General features: G+C 64.7%; 1 protein-coding gene. It reads left to right on the top strand.

The features are described 5' to 3' along the window. Positions 1-523 (top strand): phosphoribosyltransferase (locus tag AHiyo1_RS03540; RefSeq protein ID WP_059387629.1); only part of this gene is annotated, 523 nt, incomplete at its 5' end. Positions 524-713 lie beyond the last annotated feature (190 nt).

Genomic DNA, 713 nt, shown 5'->3' with positions numbered 1-713 from the left:
CGCCGTCGAGCTCCACCAGCCATACGGCGCCATGCTGGTACGTAAACTCGGCATCCCGGGCCGCGAGGAAACTGCGTTCGGCGCCCTCGCCTGGTCCAACGGCAGGATCGTGCGTATCCTCAACCGGCCCCTCGCCGAGCGCATGCTTCGGCATGGAATCACCCAGGCTTCGCTTGACGCTGTGGAGGCACGCGAGCGCGGAGAACTCCTGCGGCGAGTGAAGACCTACCCGGGTATCAGCTTCGATCTCTCGGGCAAGACTGTTGTCCTTGTCGACGACGGACTCGCCACGGGCGCAACGATGCGCGCCGCCGTCGAGGCCGTCCGCGCGGGAGGCGCGGCGACTGTGGTAACCGCCGTCCCCGTGTCATCCCTCGAAGCCCAAGCGTCCATCAGCCGGGTGTGCGATTTCATGATGTGCCTGCACACGCCGGGCAAATTCCATGCCGTGGGCGCGTTCTACGAGCACTTCGAACAATTGACCGACGACGACGCGGTGCGGCTTTTGGAGCAGGCGGGGTAGTTCGCAAATTTGCCGGAGCGTTGCGCTTGTTCGCGCCAAACGCGAGCGAGCGTCGATGAATTTCCCGTCATAGCTGAGCGAGCGTCGGAGAATTTCGCGTCATAGCTGAGCGAGCGTTGGAGTGCGAACGACGACGGCGATAGCTCGCCGTCGTCGTCGGACGCGCCGTGGCGCGTTCAGTCCTTCCGCT

The sequence above is a fragment of the Arthrobacter sp. Hiyo1 genome (assembly GCF_001263615.2).
Classification (GTDB): domain Bacteria; phylum Actinomycetota; class Actinomycetes; order Actinomycetales; family Micrococcaceae; genus Arthrobacter.
Note: the sequence above shows the minus strand (reverse complement) of the source record. Positions and strands in the feature narration are given on the sequence as shown.